Below are 19332 nucleotides of genomic sequence, written 5' to 3'. Positions count from 1 at the left end.
CCTCGATAATTACATTTTAGCAATTGTAAGCGTTAAATACAAGGCTACATCTTGCGATTTATCGCTCTCTTAATTGATAAATAATTTTACCACCTCGCTGCGCTTTGCCTTCAATTTGAGAACGATATGCATACGAGTGAAAAATCGGTTGAAATTTCTGAAAATTCTCAGGGGTAATTACAAAATGATCAATCTTTTTATTTCGTAAATCATCCAACAATTGTTCAAAATTTTCTTCTGCCATCCAATCACCTCAACATCAAATTTTATCTCCTTATTATACACGAAATCACTATCATCCTTCTATTTTAGCATTCATAGCTAAAGAGTGCTAAAATTAAAACAAGTTGTTTTCGGCATTCCTAAGCAATAAGCTGTATGGGAAAAAGTCGGTCTTTATTTAAGAAAATATTTAAGTTTTATGGCTTGCTTTGCGACAAAAAGTAAGTATAATATTAATCAATGGTCAAGAAAGGTCAAAAATTTCTTGATAAAACTATTTAGGAGGTATTAGATTTAGATGCAATGTCAATACTGTCATCAAAATCCAGCCACAATTCATCTTCAAATGAATTTTAATGGACAACGGATTCAAATAGACCTCTGCCAAAATTGTTATCAAAAATTACAAAATCTACAAACAGATATGATGAATGGAGGTAACGGAATGAATAATTTCAGTTTTGGAAGCCTCGAAGACTTCATGAATGCAATGAATAATATGCAAAGTCAAACTGCCGGTGCTAATGGTCAAAACATGAACGGCCAATCCCAACGACAAGGTGGCGGTCGGAACGGGAAAGGAATCCTTGGTCAATATGGGATCAACCTTACTGATCTCGCCCGTCAAGGTAAAATTGACCCAGTCATCGGTCGTGATAATGAAATTAAACGAGTAATTGAGATTTTAAACCGTCGGACTAAGAATAACCCGGTCCTGATTGGTGAAGCGGGGGTTGGTAAAACAGCAGTTGTCGAAGGCTTAGCTCAAGCAATTGTTAGTGGCCAAGTTCCTGAAAAGCTTGCTAACAAGGAAATTATCCGTCTCGATGTTGTTTCTTTAGTTCAAGGAACTGGAATTCGGGGACAATTTGAAAAGCGGATGCAACAATTAATGGAAGAAGTTCGTAAGAATAAGAACATCATTCTCTTTATTGATGAAATCCACGAAATCATGGGTGCTGGAAATGCTGAAGGCGGGATGGACGCCGGAAATGTTCTTAAACCGGCCCTTGCCCGTGGTGACTTCCAATTAGTTGGTGCCACTACCCTTAATGAATACCGGAAGATCGAAAAGGATGCAGCTCTTGCACGGCGATTCCAACCAGTTGAAGTTGATGAACCATCCGTTGAGGAAACAATTCGTATCTTAAACGGGATCAAAAATCGTTATCAAGATTACCACCACGTTAAATACACAGATGATGCCATTGTAGCAGCTGCTAAGCTTTCTGATCGCTACATTCAAGATCGTTATTTACCGGACAAGGCTATCGACTTACTTGATGAAGCAGGTTCAAAGAAGAACTTAACACTTAAAAACGTGGATCCAAACGCAATCGAAAATGAAATCCACACAGCCGAAGCACACAAGCAACAAGCTGCTGATAATCAAGATTATGAAAAGGCTGCTTTCTACCGGGATCAAGTTGTTAAACTTGAAAGGGCAAAAAAGGAGGCCGAAGAAAACCATACTGAAGATTCTGCAACTGTTACTGTTAAGGATATGCAGCGAATCGTTGAAGAACGGACAAATATTCCAGTTAGTGACTTACAAAAACAAGAAGAAAATCAACTTCGCGATCTTGATAAGAAACTTGACGAACATGTTATTGGGCAAACCCAAGCAGTGGACAAGGTTGCCCGTGCCATTCGTCGTAACCGGATTGGTTTGAACAAGTCTGGTCGGCCAATTGGTAGTTTCCTCTTTGTGGGTCCTACTGGGGTTGGTAAGACCGAAACCGCTAAGCAACTTGCCCTCCAATTATTTGGTTCTAAAGATGCCATGATTCGGTTCGATATGTCCGAATACATGGACAAGACTTCTACTTCTAAATTAATCGGCGCTGCTCCTGGTTACGTTGGTTATGAAGAAGCTGGTCAGTTGACTGAACAAGTACGGCGGCACCCTTACAGTTTAATCTTGCTTGATGAAGTTGAGAAGGCACACCCAGATGTTATGCACATGTTCTTACAAATTCTTGATGATGGTCGTTTAACCGATTCTCAAGGTCGAACAGTTAGCTTCAAGGATACAATTATTATCATGACATCCAATGCTGGAACTGGTGATTCAGAAGCAAGTGTTGGTTTTGGTGCTGAATCCACCGGCAATACCCACTCAATCATTGACAAGTTGACAAATTACTTTAAGCCAGAATTCTTAAACCGGTTTGATGATATCGTTCAATTCAATGCCCTCTCTAAGGATGACTTGATGAAGATCGTTAACCTAATGATTGATGATGTTAACGGCATGCTTGCTGATAAAAACCTGCACATCGAAGTTGCTGACAACGTTGAAGAAAAATTAGTTGATATGGGCTTTGATCCAAAGATGGGTGCCCGTCCTCTTCGTCGGGTAATCCAAGAACAAATTGAAGACCGGATTGCTGATTACGTTCTTGACCACAGTGATGCTCATAAGTTAGTTGCTAAACTTGATGATAATGGGGACATTGTTGTCGAAGAAACTGAAGAAGTACCAACAATTGCTAAAAAATAACTGAGTATAAAAAACGAGGCTGAATTTTTTCAACCTCGTTTTTATATTATACTCAATTTACTTCCAAACGACGACGCACTTCCAATACTGGAAGAGCAATCATTGGGACAGTAATAATCGCCAATATGAGTTCCGCGAGTCCATTAGTTGCCATGACTGTTTCTAAAGCAATTAATAAATGATTAACATTTACCCCATAAGTTTGCGCAACTGCTGGAGTACGATAAAATAGATAAATAAAGCCTAATACTAAACCGGTATTAGTAAGGGCTCCTACAATAGCTGCACTTACTGCGGCGATATATTTTACTTTGAACAAACGACACATAAGGATAAAAGTATATCCTGCTAAAATTCCAATCATAATGCGGGGAACTACGGAAACAAGCGGGTTAACAAAAACTAAAGGCGCCAGCGGACTGCTTGGTGCAACAAATGCCCGTACCCAAGTTAGAAGGCCCCAAATACCACCAATAATTGCACCATCAACAGGGCCCAGCACAATTGCTGCAATGATAACTGTTACATGAAGGGTCGTAATACTAAGCGGTCCGAGTGGAATGTTACCAAAAAATGGGACAAAATCTTGTAATAAAATAATTGCGATAAAGATTGCTAATGTCGTATTGTGCCTAATTTGCTGGTGCCGGGTTTTTGCCATTTTTCTTCTCCTAAATAAATTTGAATAGGCCTATTGTAATAAAAAAATTACCTATTCGCAATTCTCAAAAAAATATGATCGTTCCTTATCGTGTCTGCTACTAAAAAGCGCTATAATAATAGTGAATTAAGGTTACGGAGTGTTAAATAATGATTGACAAGTTTAAAACAGGAAATCCTATCTGGGTTTACTATAATGATATCGATTCAGGGGCCAACCTTACCGTCCCGCAATTACTACGCGGATTCATCGGTCAAGAATACCAAATTGAACAAAAACAATTTCCTAATTACCAATATGTAAAAACTGAAGGTGAAACCAAGGGAACATTTGACATGCGGCAGCGGATTGTGCACCTTTTTTATCGAAAACAAAATTGGGGTGAAGTTCAATCAATCGAAATGTACCTCCACCTCGATGCACCAACTCAAGTATTTGATACAGCAGGCGGAATGCCAATTGGTGCCCCCCTTCCTGCTGATATTACGGTTAAATCCTTCCACCGGGTTGCAACTAAAAATGGTCAGTTTTGGTATGAAATTGGAGCTGACCAATGGATTAAATATGATCAAATGCATGTTGTCGATAATCCATTTAATCAAGACATTCGAAAAGAAAAGTCAAAACTCATCAATAATTTAGCAGTAATCCCCCTGAAGAATGTTCAGGCCAAAGTTGACTACCTCCATAATAAGTCAATCAATGTTTATGATGCGCCTTATGGAAATAAAGTGGCAGAAATTCCAAATGGCGAAACAATTACCCTCATTGGAAAATTAAACGATAATGATGAGATTACCTGGTACCAAGTAGGCCGCAAGAAATATATTACTAGTAACTACATCCAAATTGAATATCCAGAAGATGATGAGTAAAAAAGGCTGGGAGAAAACTTTTGTTTTCTCTCAGCCTTAACTACTTTTATGAACAATAGAAAGATAACGTGGAACTAGCTTCGCATCGCCACAAGGCTAATTCTCACTCACTTTTATTAATCCCGCCGTAATTGAATCTTATTATTAAAGAATCGTGCTAACGTATAAACGATAATTAGGTAAATAACTAGGATTACCCAAATAGTGATCTTTGAATTCAAAATCGCTTGAAGAACAGTACTAGCAGATATCGCTGGAATCAACCCGACCATTGAATAAGCTAACATCATCAATACTACTAAACAAATAACAGGAAGGCCAATTCCCACAATCCACTTCCAACGACGGTTTAACAAGGCAAAACCGTTACCAATTGCCATCATTGTTAAAGAAAGGCTGAAGTACGATAAAAGACTATGCCAAGCAGAAACAAGATCAAACGGTGTATTCATTAAGCCAGCAAGTTGCGAGATAAACCACACTACTAATGTCATCGAAAAAAGAGAAAGAATACGGCCTTGCCAGAGTGTCTTACGAGATATTCCGTTTTGAATTGCCCATTTAAAATCCGTATAAGGAGTTACAAGGAAAATCGCCATTAAAAGCACGTTTAAAATTGATGAAGCGATATCTGGAAGGGCTTGGAGACTAACCAAGAAAGAGGCAAGGTTGCGCGAGACGATTAATCCAAGTAGGTAGATTATCAATGCTATTCCCAGTCCCACACCTAATGCAATCCCAGTAGCATGGCCAGCCTGTTGAAACATGGTTGAAATAACGAGGTTTCTTTTTTGATTTTTCATTAGTGTTCTCCCCCATTCGTTAAGTAAATGAATAAATGCTGCAAATCATAATGACCAATCTTAACTTGATCAGGAATCACCCGTTGTTCATTTAAATGATCAAGTAAGTAGGCAGTTTTAATATTACCCATCATTTCTGTTTGAAGAACTTTTAAACCTGCAGTATACTCATCAACCAGTTTTGCTGGACCACTAACTGCATAAGCCTTAGCTAATAAATCTTCTGTATCTTCATTAATGATGATGCGGTGTTGATCCATGATTAGGACATGTTCGACTAACTGTTGAATTTCTTCAATTAAGTGGGTTGATAAGACAAAAGTCCGTGGTCGTTCTTGATAAGTCTTAACTAATTCTTTATAAAAACTATCACGATGATTAGCATCTAAACCTAAAATCGGTTCATCTAATAAAACGTAATCGGCATTGACTGCTAAGGCCACAATTAGTTTTGAGGCCGTCCGTTGCCCAGTCGATAAGTTAGTAATTTTCATCCGATCATTCAGGCCAAAAACCTTTAGGAGACGATCAGCTAGATCATAGTCAAAGTTATTATAAGCTGCATCTGCCAAATCAAAAGTTTGACTTATCTTCATTTGACGCGGGTAAAGATTAACTTCACTCATCAAAAAGATCTTGCTGAGGAGGTCATCATTGTTATTAACATCTTCATTACCAATTTGTACTTCCCCACTCGTTGGAAAAATCCGGTTGCTCATGATATTAAGCAGGGTCGTCTTCCCAGCCCCATTTCGGCCAAGAAGACCATAGATTTTAGCTGGGGCAAGGGTGAACGAAATATTATCTAAAACTACCTGCCGACGATATTGTTTAGTAAGGTTTTTAACTATTAATTGATCCATCATTTTCACCTCGTTCAATTAAGTCTAATAAATGCTGCTTGGTAATACCGAGCTTATCTGCCTCAACTAGTAAACTCTTTACATAGTCGTTATAAAAACTTTCTTTACGTTGTTCCATAATTTTTTGTTGTGCACCTTTTTTTACAAACATCCCGAGCCCACGTCGCTTTTCTAAGAGGTCTTTGTTAACCAAAATATTCATCCCCTTAAGAACTGTCGCAGGATTGATATGCAATTGCTGTGAGAGCTGGGTCGTTGATGGTACTTGCGACCCTTCATCAAAGCCCCCGGAGAAAATCATTTCTTCAAGCTGGTCAGCAATTTGCTGGTAAAGCGGCGTTGAATCATTAAAGTCGAAATTCATAAGTGCACCTCCTTTTTGTTTAATACTTAATTACTTATGTAACTAAGTATATATGTAAATAAAAAATTTGGCAAGAGAGTAAAAGAAAAAAACTTCCGGCTCAGTTGAGAGGATATTTGCTGTCCCCTCGTTATACAATCAATTCACCACAAAAAAGCGACCTAGCATGATAACTAAGTCGCTATAATTTATCCATGATTTCTGATAACTGTTTGTGGATTCAACCATTCCCCATGACCTGTTGCTTGACTTGGATCATTCCAACTTGGAACAAAAGAATTCTTTAAATCGATGCCATAATTTGGACTAGTATTAATTCCTAAGTGAAGATGATCAAGGTCACGATAACCAATTACTTGACCGGCATAAACAATATCATTTGGCTTAACAGTGATCTTATCACGGTTACTAAATGCTTCTTGGTAAACATACAAATATTTCCCATCCCAAACAGTGGTAAACCACCATTGAACTTTACCGTTATCGTCTCTAACAGTATTAACATCCAGTACACGACCACCATGAACTGCATGAACTTCTGAACCCGGATGATCCTGAGTTCCAAAATCTAAACCATCATGGTACCCATTCTTCCGTGGATAACTAGTATAGCCAAAACGCTGGCCAGGATAGAACCAACCTTCACCAGACCGTGGGAATGGCCAACTCCATCCATCGTTTTGCGGAAGCGCACGGGCAATTCCATCAGTACCAAAATTATAACAATGACCGTCAACCCATTGAATACCAGTATACATTTGCCCATGAAGCTGATCATTGTAAACCCATAAGTCATCTGGATCTGGTTGGCATTCATAGCCATCAGAGAAATAATAACGGTTACCATTAATTGTTCGCCACCCAGTAGCTAATTGACCATTTACTGGATCGTAATAAACGGTCCCACCATTTAAACTCTGAAAACCATCATTAATATCAACTTGCGGAGACCAGAAATCCAGATAATTACCATTGCCATTTACATCATCAGTATAACGATGAATAACTTTAATTCCCCGATGATTCATTGCGACATTAACAGGTAAAGTTGCCACAAAGGATGACTTATTGTTATTAAGCCATGACGCATTCGAACTATTTAAGTTTGAGTTTGTATTATCTAATTTAACTCGATAGAACTCATGACTATCAAGGCCGACAACAATTAAATATTGATAAGGCCGGCTATTTTTACCGATCGCTTCATGCCATCCCTTAATATTAATATTATTGCCGTCCAAGCTAACATTAGCATTTCCCATATTTGTAGAGTAATTACCACTGAACTGATCAGTTACTTTCTGGTTAGGATATGGATTACCATCAGTAGCTGCTGAAAAGCGTAATAAGATTTGAAGATTACCATTAACTAGTTTATTTAGTTGATCTGTACTTAACTTAATATCCGTACTGAACCCACTCTTTGCGCTACCGTACATCGCTGGATATACTCGGCCAACATCTGGGCGAGCAGTTAAGGACAACTTTTGCCGGGTAATCTCTTTCCCGTCAAACAAAACAATAAGGTAAGGATTCTGCTGAATTAAACTAGTATCGCTTGCCATCCATCCCTGAGCATGTAATCCCTGGGCAGTCATCTTTACTTGATCAATGTAAGATGCTGTTTGGTTTAAAGTAACTGGTGATGACCAAAAATCAATATGTTGACCGTTATTACCGTTACCATTTGGATCTGCTGAGTATCGACTAACAACTGAATATTGATGACCTGGTTGGAGTGAATTCAAATTAAAGGTTACATTAAATCCTGCATTTTCGGCATTTATGACGTGGGGATAGGCTTTAGCAACATCTGGGCGATTAATCCCATTAATTTTCATTGAGGCTACTTGCCGATTAGCTGTTCGATCAAAAATGATAATAAATCGGTTGCTGGCAACGTTAGATAAATCACTAGCATGCCAGCCTGCAACGGTTAACTGACCAGGCTCACTAATATTAAAACTATCCAGCCAGCCCTCATTTGCTCGGTTAGCTGGTGCAATTCTTCGTGGTGCAAACCATTCAGTAACGTAAGATTCTTCTCCATTAGCAGCATTACTATACCGGCTTAAAATCTGATATTGATGGTTAGGATCAAGATTAGCAATATTAAAGACAGCCTTAAAGCCGGAATTATCTGCATTCATTATATTTGGATAGACACGGACAACATCTGGACGCGCTACTTTCTTTACTTCTTGACGACTAATTTCATGGCCGGCAGTTTGATCAAACAAAATTAAGAAGTGATGATCACGATTAATCGAACCATTAGTGGCATGCCAGCCTGCAACTGTTAATTGACCATTTTGAACCTGAAATTGGTCTAAACTACCATAGTTACTTTTATCAATTGCAATTGGTTGTGACCACCAGTCTGTGTGCTGCCCTTCACCAGTTTGCGTATTGCTGTAGCGACTAACGACTTGAATAGAATCATTTTCATCCTGCATATTCTTAGTATTTAACTTAATGTTTGAGTCGTAGCCAGAGTTAACGGCATTGTACACATTGTGAACCTTTGCAACATCTGGACGAGTAACATTATTTATTACTTTACTTCGTCCTAATTCTTTATTTGTTGTACTATCGTAAGCAATTACAAATCGATTCTGTTCATCAAGGGACTGGTTAGTTGCTTGCCAACCAGTTACTTGAAGCTGGTCATCATTAAAGTTAGCCTGATCAAGATAACCATAATTTCCCTTATCTTGATGATCATAAGTTTGATCATTAGTAGGGGTATTAATTTTTTGAACTTGGCCAGTTGATTGCGGTTGTTGAGTATCAGCAAGCACGTTTCCACTAAATACTATGCCAGTTGAGATCACAATTGTAGTTATTGTCGCAACAATCCATTTTTTACCACTTTTATATAACTTAAAATGTTTTTTATTTTCCATTTTAATCTCCCGATTTATTATTAAACAATAAAAGGGTTAGAAATGTTCCCCAACACTTTAACCCTTTTTAAATCTTAAGCAAATACCCGTCTGATACCTGCAATTACATTACGTTGACCATTAACAATTGGTTGAACCATTACTCTTGGTGGCCAGCTTTCAATTACTTGGTCATTACCGAGGTAAATCGCAACGTGCCAAATAGTATGTGTTCCTGGTTGATAGTAAAAGACAAGATCTCCACATTGACGATTATTATATGAAACATTCATAAAGTGAGGGTCAGTAAAGAGATTCCGTGAATTCCATTCGTTACCAGGAAAGCCATGGTAGATGGAGCTGCATGAAGTTGGATTAATTCCACCAGCATATAGAGCTTGCATTACTAATCCAGAACAATCGACACCGTAAGCTGGAGATGAAGAACATCCTGCAAGCCACGGTTTATTCATGTATTGAGATGCTTGACGAATCATTGCCTCAATATGATCTTGGCGTGATGAACCAGCACCTGCTCCAAGTGGGGCTACGTAGCTATCAATACTTGTCCATTGATCAGCTGGAAGACCTAACGCAACCCAGGTGTTATAGTCAACCCAACCAGTTGCTGGTAAGCCATGAGCCCGTTGAACATTCATTACCCGATAAGCATCAGCGGTAGTGTAAGTATTATGTTGATAACCAGTACCAATTCGATCCTTAACTAATTGCGTCTTAATTCCTTCATAACCAGGGCCGATGTTATGACCAACGGGACCACTTGGTTGGATTTGACTATAGTTAATTTGGTACATCCACGAAGGATTTTGGTAAAGATTCAAATATTGATTAGTAAGCCATGCCTGTGAATAATTTCCTTCCCCATTATCTGCATTACTATAACGACTGATTAATTGCATAGCATCGTGAGCATATTGACCATCAATATTAAAATCAACTGTAAATCGAGCATTATTAGCGCCTAAGATATTACCGTAAACGTTATTAATATCTGGACTGACAACATTAGTTACTTCTTTTCGAGCGATTTCACGACCCTTACTTAAATCCCATAAGATTATAAAGTGATGAGAGTCAATCATCGATGCATCATCAGCGTGCCAACCAGAAGCAGAAATAGTTGTACCATTTTGAGTAAAGTGATCTAACCATGCTTGATTATTATTTAAGTTCACATTATTGTTATACCAATAATCAATATGGTTCCCTTCCCCATTCTTGGCATCATCAGTATAACGACTGACAAGAACAAATTGGTGACCAACCATTGCTGGAGTGATATCAAACGTAGTACTGTAGCGCGATTGACCAGCATTTTGAATGTTACCATATCCATTTCGTGCTACATCAGCACTAGCAGTTACTTTCACATTTTCACGAGCAACTTCACGATTTGCAGTCTTGTCAAATAGAATAAGATAATGATGCTTTAAGAGGGCGGAAGCATCAGCCGCATGCCAACCACTTACTACTACTTGTTTATTTGCACCATTAACGTGGAATTGGTCAAGGTAACCAGCTTGATTTGTATATACATCCATTGCTTGATTATACCAATAGTCAGAATGATTACCTTCACCATGAGCTGCGTCATTAGTATAGCGGCTAACGAGAACAAATTGGTGACCGACCATCGCTGGAGTGATATCAAAAGAGGCAGTAAAACGCGCTTGATCAGCATTGTTAACATCAGCAAAACCATTTTGGGCAACATCCTCACTTGCCAGTGTCTTAACAGCTTGGCGAGCAACTTCATGATTTGCTGTCTTATCAAATAAGATTAGGTAATGGTTAGTTAATACAGTAGACTGATCATTAGCATTCCAACCACTAACAATTACCTTGTTAGATTTACTATCAGTTCTAAATTGATCGAGGTATCCAGCATTTTTGTCTTTACCTAATTTAAGAGAATTATTAAACCAGTAATCTGAACGATTTCCTTCACCATTCTTGGCATCAGAGCTATAACGACTAACAATCGTTAATTCATCGCCTAACATTGCTGGGGTGATGGTAAAGTTAGCACTGAAACGGGAATGATCCGCATTAATAATTTCATTATAGCCATTTCGTGCTACATCATAACTTGCCAAAGTTTTAACAGCTTGACGGGCGACTTCCTTGTTTTTAGTCTTATCAAAAAGAATCAAGAAATGGTTTTGCTTGTTGACAGACTGGTCATCAGCATGCCAGCCAGAAACTTCAATATTGTTACCATTAACTTTGAAGTTATCTAAATAGCCAGCCTTAGTTTGAATTGTAGGATACCAAAAATCGGCACCACCATTTATTTCACCATTAGTATCATTAGTATAACGTGAAACCAAGCGAACTGAAGAAGCATTATTTAGACGATCTACTGGAATTGAAGCCTTAAAACCACCATTTTTAGAAATTGGAGCATTAGGATAAACCTTTTGAACATCTGGACGACTAACTGTCTCTACTTTTCCACGATATAATTCTTGATTATTATCACCATTTAAAGCAATTAAGTAATGACCCATTCCTGTCGTATACTGGTTTGTAGCATGCCAACCGCTAACATCGATTGTGTTAGCATTGTCAGTATCAGCCGTTACTGTATCGATATAACCAGCATTTACTGACGTTTGAGAATCAATATCTGTGTCCTGTTGCTTATTATTTGCCAAATTAGGTGTCTTAACATCTGAAGTTTGAGTACTTTTGTCTACTGACTCATTAGTTAAAACAACAGTTGAGGTTTGAGCTGAAGCAGTTGCTGTATCTGCATGCACTGCCCCACTAACAACAGAAACTCCTGCTGCCACTGCTACTAATGTAATCATCATCGTACACCAGTTTTTACCAGCCTTAAAAAGCTTGTAGTGGCTTTTTTCTTGCATAATATTACCTGACTTTCTTAAAAATAAATTAATTGCACTTAAACACGTTAATTAAATCACAGGTTTAATAATTTTTAAATAGTTTTTCATTTTTTCTTCACAATTTTCAGACAAAAAGAACGTTTATGAGCACCAATTGACCCATAAACGTTCTCCATTTTCTATAACTTCGCTGTTAACTTCACATCAGGATACTTTTGCTTAAACCAATTTTCAGCAAATTGATTTTCAAACAGGAATAGTGGCTGATCATGGATATCCTTGACTAAGATGTTTCGTGATGACGACATCTTCTCATCTAATTGGTCTGGATCAATCCACCGGGCTGTCTTAGTTCCCATTGGTTCCATCACAACTTCAGAATTATATTCATTTTGCATCCGGAACTTGAACACCTCAAATTGAAGTTGCCCAACTGCACCAAGAATATAATCACCAGTAGAATAGCTCCGGTAAAGCTGCACAGCCCCTTCTTGAACTAACTGATTAATTCCCTTGTGGAAGGACTTTTGTTTCATCACATTTTTGGCAGAAACCCGAACAAATAGTTCTGGCGTAAATTGTGGTAACTTTTCAAATTGAATATCTTTTTTACCATTGTAAATAGAATCACCGATTTGGAAGTTACCAGTATCATATAAACCGATAATATCGCCAGCAACCGCTGTTTCAACATTTTCACGGGTATCGGCCATAAATTCAGTCACATTTGATAACCGCATTGGTTTCTTAGTCCGTGATAATGTAACATCCATCCCCCGATCAAATTCACCGGAACAAATCCGGACAAAGGCAATCCGGTCCCGGTGACGGGGATTCATGTTAGCCTGGATCTTAAAAACAAAACCAGAAAATTCGGGATCAAGGGGCTTAACAACATCGCCGTCCTCAGTTCTATGGTCACTTGGTGCAGGTGCAAACTGTAAGTAGGTCTCTAAGAAAGTCTGAACCCCAAAATTAGTTAAAGCAGATCCAAAGAAGACGGGCGTTTGGTCCCCCTTAGCAATCTTTTCTCGGTCTAATTCATTACCGGCGACTTCCACTAATTCCATACCGTCCATTGCATCTTGCCATTCACCATCACCAGCTAATGGATTGTCACCCTTAACATTTCCATCTTCATCTAATGGCAAATAAGGATTGTTTTCATTGGCTGGGTGAGTCAAGGCAACACGATGGTTAAACCGGTCGTAGATACCTTTAAATTGGTGACCGGAACCAATTGGCCAGTTGATTGGATAGGTCTCAATTCCTAATACGTCTTCAACTTCATTTAAAAGGTCAAGTGGTTCACGGGCATCCCGGTCAAACTTATTCATAAAGGTAAAAATCGGGATTCCCCGCATCTTACAAATTTGAAAAAGTTTCTTAGTTTGTGGCTCGATCCCCTTTGCACTATCAATAACCATGACAGCCGAATCAACCGCCATTAATGTTCGATAAGTATCTTCAGAGAAATCTTCGTGCCCTGGTGTATCCAAAATGTTAATTCGCTTACCTTGGAAATCAAACTGCATCACAGATGAGGTAACAGAAATCCCCCGCTTCTTTTCAATCTCCATCCAGTCTGACTTTGCAAAATTACCAGTCTTCCGTGCTTTAACGGTCCCGGCTTCACGAACTACTCCCCCAAAAAGCAAGAGTTGTTCAGTAATCGTTGTTTTTCCGGCATCCGGATGTGAAATAATAGCAAACGTACGCCGTTTATTAACTGCTTCAGCAAGTTCTTTTGGTGACATTAAATTTTTCCTTTCCTTATTTTATTCTCGTGAAATATCTCTACTATATTATTACAATTTTTTATGAAAGTCTATTCTTAGAAAAAGTTACAGAAAGTTTAAAGTATTGAGATATATTTGAACTTAGGATTAATTTTCTGCTATATTAATAAAGTTAGAACTTACTTTATTGAGGTACTTAGTATATGGATAATAACAATAACAACGAATCGCGGGAACATTATCGTAAACGGATGGAAGAACGAATCCAACGTGACGTTAATGAACGTAAGCGTCGAGAACGCAAAGAAGCACATAGTAAGCGAGAAAATCGTTTGCGACGAGAAGAAGAACAATCGTCACCCGATTATCAATCGCCAAAAAAGCATCACTACCGAACACCGAATTGGGTGCGCGCTTTAATTGGATTATTAATTTGTCTAGTAGTGGCCGGTGGTTTTTACGAATATCATAAAGTGCACTCAGTTGCCAAAGGGGTGTTTGGCGCTGGTGATGGAAAGATAAGTAAAAAACTGCAAAAGGGTGAACCAATTTCCGTTCTGGCTATGGGAACAGATGTGGGGGCATTAAATCGTGGTAACAAGGGTGGAAATACCGACTCTTTGGAATTATTTACCATTAATCCGAAAAATAAAACTATTACCATGACTAGTATTCCACGTGACATTCTAGTACGGGTTGAGACCAGTGATGGACCTGATTACGTTAAAATCAATGCTGCCTATTCAATCAATGGTCCAAAACAAACTGTTAAACAGGTCTCAGAATTACTGGATGTTCCAATTGATTACTATGCGGTTATTAACATGGGAGTTCTCGAAAAAGTTGTTAATTCCGTTGGTGGGGTTGAGGTTAATAACCCATTTGCCTTTGACTACGAAGGCCACCACTTTAAGAAAGGTAAACAACATCTTAACGGGGCAAATGCATTGAAGTATTCCCGGATGCGGTATGATGATCCTAATAATGATTATGGTCGTCAAAAACGGCAACAACAAATCTTAAAGAGTGTTATTAATAAGTTTAAGGCTTCAGGCTCAATTAGTGCAGCAAACAAAATTTTAGATGCTGTTGGTGATGGAGTTAAGACCAATATCCCAATTGATGACATCGCTACCCTTTACGGTAACTACCATGGTGCAATGAATAATGTTAAGACGTACCATTTCCAAGGGCAAAACGCAACGATTGAAGGAGTTTCCTTCCAGATTGCTAGTCCTAAAGAAATTAACCGAGTTTCAAAACTAGTACGAGCTCAACTTGGATTAAAGGCGAAGAACGTTGTTAACCACGAAACGAAAATGTACAAGTCACAACCAAATTACAATGGTTACAACGAAACTGACTTTATCCTCCCTGGGGGTGCCAGTTACAATGATCCTGGTAGTGGTAATGGAAGTGATGAAGTTATTGGAAGCTCTCGTTCGTCACGACGGAGTGAAAATGAGACTGAATCATCTTCTTCAACCTACATGACTAAGAATAATGAAAGCTATAGTGAATCTCAAGCAGTTCCAGTAACTGGAAGTCAAACCCAGACTGCTCCTGTCCAACATCATTATTCTACTTCTCAATACCACACTTATAATAATGGTTATCGTTCAACTTATACGCATCCAACATATGGTAGTCATTATGGATATACACATCGGTATTATTAATAAAAAAGCATTTTCGCGAGTTTGGACGAAAATGCTTTTTTATTACTCATTTTGAGTTTTATCAACAGGATGTTCAATTCGATAAATATCAAAGAAGTACTCACAAACAGTCTTGATAACAGCATAAAACGGAATACATAAAATCATTCCACCAATTCCCGCAATATGACCAGCCGCAAGTAACAACATAATAATTGTTAAAGGATGGATTTGTAATGTTTTACCGATAATATTAGGATAAATAATATTACCATCAATTTGTTGAACAATAATAACAACGATAATTACCCAAATAATTTTATTAGGTGCCATTGTTAAGGCTACAAAGAGAGCCGGAGCAATCCCAATATAAGGTCCAATGTAAGGAATAATATTCGTTAACCCGGCCACAATTCCCAATACAATTGCTAAGGGTTGACCAATAATAATATAACCAATTGATGTACATACGCCCACAAATAAACATTCAATCATTTGACCAGAAATATAGGAAGACAAAGTAGCATTCATCTTACCAAGTAAATCATTAACCTCTTTAGCATGATGCGGTGAAACCCACTTTTGGATACTAGGAATAAGTTTGGAACCATCCTTAAGCATGTAAAATAACATTACCGGAACAGTAATTGTCACTACTGTTACATCAGTCAGCATACCAATAATATCCCCCACACGGGTCGAAAGTCCTTGTAATATCTTTTGTGCATATCCAGCTAATTGATGATCAAATTGCCGATAGTATGCATTCAAGTCAATATTCCGTAAAAATGAATGTTCAACTGTATCATTGATCAAATGTTGAATCCCAGTAACCGTTTTAGGAAGATCACTAACTAAGGTCGAAATTTCCTTTACAACTGGTGGAATTAACATGGCAATTCCACCAACAACAATTACGATCAATAAAAGCACGATTAGTAAACTAGCAATTCCACGATTTATATGAAAGCGCCCAATTTTAATCTTCATAAAAAGTTTTAAGACTGGATTTAGCATATAATATAGGAATCCAGAGATAATCAATGGAACAAAAACAACTGAGATAAAAGTTAAAAATGGTTGAAATACAAACTGGATTTTCGTACACATCCAGATTAGAGTTGCCACTGTTAGTAATAGCAACGGCCAAAATAGCCAATGATAAAATTTTTGTTTAGACATAGTTACTCCTTAATAAAAAACCTTCTAAAATTGAACCTCAATTCTAGAAGGTTTTGTTTAAAGATTTGAAATTAAAGATGAGAATATTCGTATTTAACTAATTCAAAGAAATCATTCATTGTATATGAAGTGCCAAAGTAGCGGGATGCTCGGTTAGTCCAATAGCCATCTGGATCAGTATGATCAGTCTTCCCATTAGCAATGTATTGAGTAACATTGTGGTGAGACCATAATGTTCCAGTTCCGTTAGCTTGAGCTAAACTAGGTACCATTCCATACTCATTCATCTTGTATGCAGCATAATAAGCCGCGTTTACAAGTTCTCGAGCAAAGTTATTAGCACCATAAACCTCAACCTGTTCAAACTGAACTGCTCGTCCATTAGCTGGATATGCAGCACCCCAAGCTTCATGATCTGTAGAAGAAATTTCAATAATTTGATCTCCATCTACAAATGCGTGCACAAAGGCATTATCGTAATGTGCTTTTTCATAGTTAATCTCACCCCAAATACTATCATTAGGGTTAGCAGTTTCATGGACAACAACCATGTTTGGTTTCCCATCTTCTGTTTCACTATAAACGCCAGTAGTATCCGCCGGAATCACATGATTTACAATAATATTTGCATGATTAATATGGTTATTTAAAATATAACGATTAATCTTATTAGCATTCAAATCATATTGAAGATTTATTAAAACGGGGTTTGAGTAATAATCAACATAATTGCCATTTCCAGCTTTATCATCAGTAAAACGATTAATAAAGCGTACCAAATGTCCCTGCATATTTGAAGGAATATCCATTGTTACTTGAAAGCCTGACTTATTTGCTCCTTCAATGTAAGGATAAACATTTTGAACATCATTCCGTCCAAGGCCCTTATTCGTAATCTCTTGGCGGTAAAGTTCTTGACCATTATTATCAAGAACGATCAACCATTCATATGGTTTATTGGCTGCTTGACTGCTTGCGTGCCATCCACTCAAGCTAACCTGATTGGCCGTTACGTGAATATTATCAAAGCTACCAGCGTTTGTTGGGTAATCTTGACTGTACTGATCACTGTAATTTTGGTTAGCATCATCACCAGCAAACCGCATAATTACCTTCAGGGTGCCGTTTGCCTTAGCTGGATCCACCTTAAAGTTAACATCAAAGCCACTCTTTTGTGAGTTGTAAATGCTTGGATAAACTTTAGCTACGTCGAGACGGTCAGTTAAGTCAACATGTACTCGATCAATTTCACTGCCATCATTCAATAAAATAAGGTAAGCATTAGGCTTATTAATTGATTGATCGCTGACCATCCAGCCTTTCACATTGTAGCCATTATTAGTCTTGGTAAAGCTATCAACATAAGAAGCTTGTTGATCTAACGTTACAGGATTAAACCAATAATCAGTAGTCTTACTTTGACCATTATCCCCATTACCACTATCTAACGACGAGTAACGACTAACAAGACTATAGCTATGACCTGGAGTAAGGTTTACCGTACCAAAATTAGCATTAAAGCCGGATTGCCCAGCTGTTGCTACTGTAGGATAAACCTTTGCCACATCGGGACGAGCAACATTAGTGACCTTAATGGACTTAACTTGCGTCTTATTTGTATTATCAAATAAGATCAAGTAGTGATTATTTTCGATTTGCGAATAATCAGTTGCATGCCACCCGGTAACAGTCAACTGACCATTACTAAGGTTAAATGAATCAAGGCTCCCTTGATTACTAGTGTTAGCTGGCGCAAACTTCTTAGGGGCATACCAGTAACTAACATAGTTTCCTTCACCATTAGCAGCATCGCTATAACGACTGATAATTTGAAGTTCATGAGTTAAGTCAATTCCAGCAAGTGAGAAGGCCGTACTAAAGCCAGAATCTTTGGCATTAATTACTTGGGAATAAGCTTTCGCTACATCGGGACGAGCAGTCGGTTCTACTTTTACCCGGGTAATCTCATGACCAGCGGTACGATCATATAAAATCACATAGTGATTAGTTTTACCTAATGCCTTATTAGTAGCATTCCAACCTGAAACTTGAAGTTGATTATCTTTAACGTCAAAATTATCAAGATAAGCATAATTTCCCTTGTCAAGGTTAATCGGTTGAGACCAATTATCAACATGATCCCCTTCACCATTAACGGCATCACTATAGCGACTCACAACGTGAATCTGGTCATCAACGCTCTTAACCTTACTCCAGTCCAGACTATTCATTGTTGCTTGGTAACCGGAATCCTTAGCGTTAACCACATCTGGATAAGCTTTGGCAACATCAGGACGCGCTACATTTTCTGTTACCTGAGTGCGGCCCAATTCGGTATTAGTAGTACTATCATAAGCCACTAAATAACGGTTGTCTTTGCCTGCTGCTTGATTAGTTGCTTGCCATCCACTAACATGCAAATCATTATTATTAACAACTTGAGCAGCATCAAGGTAGCCATAGTTACCATTATCTTTAGCCTGGGCTGCTTTTTCTTGGTTAGCTAGATTTTCTTGACTACTCTCAGTAGTAAGCGCAGTAAGTTGCGCTACCGGAGCTGTCGCATCAACAGTATCTGCTTTTACATTCGTATTTCCCAATACCAATCCGGCTGAAACAGCTGCGACAGCTAATGCCATTGCGCACCAATTTTTACCATCTTTATATAATTTATAGTGTTTCTTTATTTCCATTGTTATCTCCC

General features: G+C 38.2%; 13 protein-coding genes. 3 read left to right on the top strand and 10 right to left on the bottom strand.

The genetic code is table 11. The features are described from left to right. Nucleotides 1–58: 58 nt before the first annotated feature. Nucleotides 59–244 (bottom strand): protein YkzS, encoded by a 186-nt coding sequence (ykzS, locus tag H5R88_RS08780; RefSeq protein ID WP_182578972.1) that lies wholly within the window; start codon nt 242–244, stop codon nt 59–61. A 276-nt stretch (nt 245–520) separates the two neighbouring features. Here ykzS and H5R88_RS08775 point away from each other — a divergent pair, with 276 nt between their 5' ends. Then, complete coding sequence (locus H5R88_RS08775; RefSeq protein ID WP_182600817.1) at nt 521–2725, top strand: ATP-dependent Clp protease ATP-binding subunit; 2205 nt, start codon at nt 521–523, stop codon at nt 2723–2725. A 52-nt stretch (nt 2726–2777) separates the two neighbouring features. Here the strand turns inward: H5R88_RS08775 and H5R88_RS08770 are convergent, their stop codons facing one another. Then, the gene (locus H5R88_RS08770; protein ID WP_182578970.1) at nt 2778–3386 is read right to left on the bottom strand and encodes an ECF transporter S component; all 609 of its coding nucleotides are present in this window, start codon (nt 3384–3386) and stop codon (nt 2778–2780) included. A gap of 149 nt (nt 3387–3535) precedes the next feature. Here H5R88_RS08770 and H5R88_RS08765 point away from each other — a divergent pair, with 149 nt between their 5' ends. Continuing rightward, nucleotides 3536–4261, top strand: a complete 726-nt coding sequence (locus tag H5R88_RS08765; protein ID WP_182578969.1) for a MucBP domain-containing protein — start codon at nt 3536–3538, stop codon at nt 4259–4261. 116 nt (nt 4262–4377) lie between these two features. Here the strand turns inward: H5R88_RS08765 and H5R88_RS08760 are convergent, their stop codons facing one another. The 6 genes from H5R88_RS08760 to H5R88_RS08735 all read right to left on the bottom strand — a co-directional run bounded on the left by H5R88_RS08760 (nt 4378) and on the right by H5R88_RS08735 (nt 13806). After that, on the bottom strand, nt 4378–5064 hold the full coding sequence (locus H5R88_RS08760; protein ID WP_182600816.1) for a hypothetical protein: 687 nt from the start codon (nt 5062–5064) through the stop codon (nt 4378–4380). Further along, the gene (locus H5R88_RS08755; RefSeq protein ID WP_182600815.1) at nt 5064–5930 is read right to left on the bottom strand and encodes an ABC transporter ATP-binding protein; all 867 of its coding nucleotides are present in this window, start codon (nt 5928–5930) and stop codon (nt 5064–5066) included. The genes H5R88_RS08760 and H5R88_RS08755 overlap by 1 nt, the downstream gene beginning before the upstream one ends. After that, on the bottom strand, nt 5908–6291 hold the full coding sequence (locus H5R88_RS08750) for a GntR family transcriptional regulator (protein WP_182578966.1): 384 nt from the start codon (nt 6289–6291) through the stop codon (nt 5908–5910). The genes H5R88_RS08755 and H5R88_RS08750 overlap by 23 nt, the downstream gene beginning before the upstream one ends. 188 nt (nt 6292–6479) lie before the next feature. Beyond that, nucleotides 6480–9197, bottom strand: coding sequence for a KxYKxGKxW signal peptide domain-containing protein (locus H5R88_RS08745; protein ID WP_182600814.1), 2718 nt, complete (start codon nt 9195–9197; stop codon nt 6480–6482). A 74-nt stretch (nt 9198–9271) separates the two neighbouring features. Next, the gene (locus H5R88_RS08740; RefSeq protein ID WP_182600813.1) at nt 9272–12067 is read right to left on the bottom strand and encodes an NlpC/P60 family protein; all 2796 of its coding nucleotides are present in this window, start codon (nt 12065–12067) and stop codon (nt 9272–9274) included. A 161-nt stretch (nt 12068–12228) separates the two neighbouring features. Then, entirely contained in the window at nt 12229–13806 is a 1578-nt protein-coding gene (locus tag H5R88_RS08735) for a peptide chain release factor 3 (protein ID WP_182600812.1), read from the bottom strand. A 185-nt stretch (nt 13807–13991) separates the two neighbouring features. Here H5R88_RS08735 and H5R88_RS08730 point away from each other — a divergent pair, with 185 nt between their 5' ends. Further along, nucleotides 13992–15467: an LCP family protein gene (locus H5R88_RS08730; protein ID WP_182600811.1), complete on the top strand. Its 1476-nt coding sequence runs from the start codon at nt 13992–13994 to the stop codon at nt 15465–15467. Between the two features lie 42 nt (nt 15468–15509). Here H5R88_RS08730 and H5R88_RS08725 read toward each other — a convergent pair whose 3' ends face one another. Together H5R88_RS08725 and H5R88_RS08720 are read right to left on the bottom strand one after the other, a co-directional pair. Beyond that, nucleotides 15510–16628, bottom strand: a complete 1119-nt coding sequence (locus tag H5R88_RS08725; RefSeq protein ID WP_182600810.1) for an AI-2E family transporter — start codon at nt 16626–16628, stop codon at nt 15510–15512. Between the two features lie 71 nt (nt 16629–16699). Further along, nucleotides 16700–19321, bottom strand: a complete 2622-nt coding sequence (locus H5R88_RS08720) for an N-acetylmuramoyl-L-alanine amidase (protein WP_182600809.1) — start codon at nt 19319–19321, stop codon at nt 16700–16702. Nucleotides 19322–19332: the final 11 nt, after the last annotated feature.

The organism is Limosilactobacillus agrestis, from assembly GCF_014145585.1.
Lineage (GTDB): Bacteria > Bacillota > Bacilli > Lactobacillales > Lactobacillaceae > Limosilactobacillus > Limosilactobacillus agrestis.
The sequence above is the reverse complement of the archived record's forward strand: the minus strand, read 5'-3'. Positions and strand labels throughout refer to the sequence as shown.

Excerpts from the sequence above, each read along its gene's own strand:
- H5R88_RS08770 (WP_182578970.1), bottom strand. The coding sequence starts at position 3,386 with ATGGCAAAAACCCGGCACCAGCAAATTAGGCACAATACGACATTAGCA.
- H5R88_RS08730 (WP_182600811.1), top strand. The coding sequence starts at position 13,992 with ATGGATAATAACAATAACAACGAATCGCGGGAACATTATCGTAAACGG.
- H5R88_RS08725 (WP_182600810.1), bottom strand. The coding sequence starts at position 16,628 with ATGTCTAAACAAAAATTTTATCATTGGCTATTTTGGCCGTTGCTATTA.
- H5R88_RS08760 (WP_182600816.1), bottom strand. The coding sequence starts at position 5,064 with ATGAAAAATCAAAAAAGAAACCTCGTTATTTCAACCATGTTTCAACAG.
- H5R88_RS08740 (WP_182600813.1), bottom strand. The coding sequence starts at position 12,067 with ATGCAAGAAAAAAGCCACTACAAGCTTTTTAAGGCTGGTAAAAACTGG.
- H5R88_RS08745 (WP_182600814.1), bottom strand. The coding sequence starts at position 9,197 with ATGGAAAATAAAAAACATTTTAAGTTATATAAAAGTGGTAAAAAATGG.
- H5R88_RS08775 (WP_182600817.1), top strand. The coding sequence starts at position 521 with ATGCAATGTCAATACTGTCATCAAAATCCAGCCACAATTCATCTTCAA.
- H5R88_RS08750 (WP_182578966.1), bottom strand. The coding sequence starts at position 6,291 with ATGAATTTCGACTTTAATGATTCAACGCCGCTTTACCAGCAAATTGCT.
- H5R88_RS08735 (WP_182600812.1), bottom strand. The coding sequence starts at position 13,806 with ATGTCACCAAAAGAACTTGCTGAAGCAGTTAATAAACGGCGTACGTTT.
- ykzS (WP_182578972.1), bottom strand. The coding sequence starts at position 244 with ATGGCAGAAGAAAATTTTGAACAATTGTTGGATGATTTACGAAATAAA.
- H5R88_RS08755 (WP_182600815.1), bottom strand. The coding sequence starts at position 5,930 with ATGATGGATCAATTAATAGTTAAAAACCTTACTAAACAATATCGTCGG.
- H5R88_RS08765 (WP_182578969.1), top strand. The coding sequence starts at position 3,536 with ATGATTGACAAGTTTAAAACAGGAAATCCTATCTGGGTTTACTATAAT.
- H5R88_RS08720 (WP_182600809.1), bottom strand. The coding sequence starts at position 19,321 with ATGGAAATAAAGAAACACTATAAATTATATAAAGATGGTAAAAATTGG.